This is a genomic window from Deinococcus sp., assembly GCF_018260405.1.
Classification (GTDB): Bacteria; Deinococcota; Deinococci; order Deinococcales; family Deinococcaceae; genus Deinococcus.
This window is the reverse complement of the sequence record NZ_JAGLBG010000168.1, coordinates 1-2,941: the sequence shown is the minus strand read 5'-3', so window position 1 is coordinate 2,941 and position 2,941 is coordinate 1. Positions and strand designations below refer to the sequence as shown.

The following is a 2,941-nucleotide window of genomic DNA, read 5'->3' as shown; positions in this document are numbered from 1 at the left end:
CGCTAGGGTAAGCTGCGCGTTCCACCGTTAAAGCCTAAAACATTTCCCATGGTTAGGGCCTCAGACAGCCTCTTATATGGGAGCCTCTTTCGCGTGGCCCGCCGCGTACTCAAGAAAGCAGGCGCTCTGTGCCTAAGCCAGAGCGCCTGCCATTGGTGACCCCAACGGGATTCGAACCCGTATCGCTACCTTGAAAGGGTAGTGTCCTAACCGTTAGACGATGGGGCCACACCACTTCAGTTTTGGAATATCCGAATTTTTATATTCGTGTCTTCCTGTACTGCCTTTCAAGGGGTGCCCTTTCAGGCACGCACAAAAAGATACAGTTGAATGGCTCATTCGTCAATAGGGGAAGCGTCAAAAGTTACTTTTTCAGGCAGACAGGCTCTTAATACAGCTTCCGCTCGATTCTGCCGCAGTCGGGGAGCGGGCAGGCCCCTTCCTGGGTGCCGTTTTGCCCAAGAGGGCGGGCAGGCCCCATCCTGGGTTCCGCTCTGCCCAAGATGGCAACGCTTGTACGGCTATACCGCGAAATCCGCTCTGCTGCTGATCAGCCCGGAGAGGTTGTCCGCCTGATTGAATATCAGGCCCTCGTGTCCCCCGCCGTGCATGGCTCGGCTTGGCGCGGGGCCTGCTGTTCTCATCAAGTGGTGCGCCCAGACTAAATGGCTCCCCCTTTTGGGGGATGACACCCGAAGTATGAAGACCGTCAGGCCCCTGAAAACTGCACGGGTCAGCCGGTAAAAATAGTGCACTGGATCATGATTTTCATCTCTCTCACTTCTCTTTTCCATGTCCTGTCGCGTGAATCAACCCCTGAACATGAGGCGCGGTTTTGTCTTTCTCACTTCAAAAAGTACAATATAGAAACCAATGAAGCCGCCTGTCATGATCCTCTCATCTGTGCTGCTGCTCGGATCTTGGGCGGCGGCTCAGTCAGACCCCTTTCAGCGTCAGGCACCCGAACAGACGCTGCCGACCATCCGTGCGGCCAGCACTATGCAGGCTCCCCCTGCTTCGGGCACACCGGCGCGTCAGAGTATGGCCGGTTCTCTTCAGGTGCCGGTTCAGATGGGCTTCGGTAATCCGCGCAGCAGCAACGACGGCGGCACCACACGCGTCGTGTTCGATCTGGCTAGCCACGTGAACTACACGCTTACCCCGACGTTCAGCGGTCTGCGCCTCGATATCCAGGGTGCGCGGGTTATTCCGTCGGTCACGGGGCGCATGGGTTCCAGTGTCACGGAGTACCGGGCAGGCAACGGACAGATCACCCTGGTGACCCCCTTTCCGCTGTCGCTCACTGACGGTTGGCGGGCCTATGAGGCCACGATTGTCGGCGGCACGAAAGTGCTGATTCTGGAGTTCGGAGCTACCCTCACTGGCGGCGCTGGCAGCAGCGTCCGGGGAGCAGTGTTGACCAGTGCGCCCATCAGCACGCCAGCCGTCAAGGCGACCCTGAATACCCCCTTGCAAGCAGATAGCGGCGTGGCCCCCGGAGATACGGTGACCCCTGGGCCGCTGCTGCCCTCTACGCCCGCGCTGCCCGGTTCCACTCCCGACAGGCCCAGTGCCTTGATGGGCCGGGTTCCCGGTTCGGCCATTCCAGGCGCAACCCTAACCGTGCCGCGCATCGGTAAAAACCCCGGTCTGACCCGCACCGTTCTTGACCTGCCGCCTGGGGTCAGTTACCGAATTGTTCCGGGCAACAGCGGCCTGCGGGTAGAGCTGACCGGCGTCAGTGTCAATGCTCTGACGCAGCCCAGCGGCACCAACATTTCTGCCGAGTTGCAGTCCTGGCATTACGAACCGACCAGTAACGGCGTCAATATCATTTTCCAGACGGGCTGGGGCACCAGCATTCGCAGTGGCTGGCGCGCGCAACTCCTGCCCCCCAGCAACGGCGAGCGTTCGCGCTTGGCAATTGATCTCTCGCCCGCGCTGGCAGATACCACCCCCCTTGGCCCCAGGGAAAAGATGCTGGCTGGCGTGCCACCTATTTCCACTAACCGGGGCACTGCCCTGCTGTCGCTGGCGGCCAACTATGCCCGGCCCCGTGTGGTCATCGATCCGGGGCATGGCGGAGTCGATCCGGGCGCTGTAGGCATCGTCGTCGAAAAAGAGGTCAACCTGGCGGTGGGCCTGCGCGTGCGCGACCTGTTGCAGGCTGCCGGGGTTGATGTCGTCATGACCCGCTCGACCGACACCCAGCTAAGCACCGACAAGAACACCGACCTTAACGCCCGCGCCGCCCTCGGAGCCGGGGCGCAGATGTACGTCAGCATTCACGTCAACGCGCTGATTGCTTCCAAGGCTCTGCGCGGCTACGGCATCGAAACGTGGTGGAACCCCAACCACCCCCTGTCGCAGAACCTCGCCTCGGTGCTCCAGCGCGACATGCTGATGACTACTGGGGCCGCCGATCAGGGACTTCACAACACCCGCTCGCTGGCGGTGCTGCGTAACAGCCGTATTCCAGCCGCACTGGTCGAAATTGGCTTTACCAGCCACCCGGTCGATGGCCTGAATCTGAAAGACTCCAACTATCTCGACCGGGTCGCCCTGGGCATTGCCACCGGTATTCGTGAAGCTCTGGTCACCGGAGTGACGGCCAACGGCAAGGTGACCCGTGACAGTGTCGGCGGTTCCGACCACTAACGGTGCACGCACGCTTCAGTAACCATGCTCTCCGGACTGACTGACTGATTTATCAGCAGCCACCGCTTTGTGCACCAGCGGCATGATGGTTAGGCCCTGCACGGCAATGGTAAACAGCACAATCAAGTACGTGGCCGTTAGGACAGTGGAACGCCACTCGCTGTGAGGCAGCCCCAGTGCCAGACTGATAGCGATACCGCCGCGCAGCCCCCCCCAGGTCAGCAGGCGCACCGTGTAGGTGGGGTAGGCCGCCGGGCCACGGCCACGCAGCAGTGGAAAGGGC

The 2,941-nt window shown here is 61.0% G+C and carries 1 protein-coding gene, 1 tRNA gene and 1 pseudogene; 1 reads left to right on the top strand and 2 read right to left on the bottom strand.

All coding sequences use genetic code 11. From position 1 onward, the window contains the following. Positions 1-153 precede the first annotated feature (153 nt). A tRNA-Glu gene (locus QZ269_RS12605) sits at positions 154-228 on the bottom strand. A 660-nt stretch (positions 229-888) separates the two neighbouring features. Here QZ269_RS12605 and QZ269_RS12600 point away from each other — a divergent pair. Further along, the gene (locus QZ269_RS12600) at positions 889-2,658 is read left to right on the top strand and encodes an N-acetylmuramoyl-L-alanine amidase (protein WP_291427051.1); all 1,770 of its coding nucleotides are present in this window, start codon (positions 889-891) and stop codon (positions 2,656-2,658) included. 15 nt (positions 2,659-2,673) lie between these two features. Here QZ269_RS12600 and QZ269_RS12595 read toward each other — a convergent pair. After that, positions 2,674-2,941, bottom strand: a pseudogene (locus tag QZ269_RS12595) (hypothetical protein); the annotation flags it as partial.

Coding starts and splice junctions, on each gene's coding strand:
- QZ269_RS12600 (WP_291427051.1), top strand. CDS start 889: ATGATCCTCTCATCTGTGCTGCTGCTCGGATCTTGGGCGGCGGCTCAG.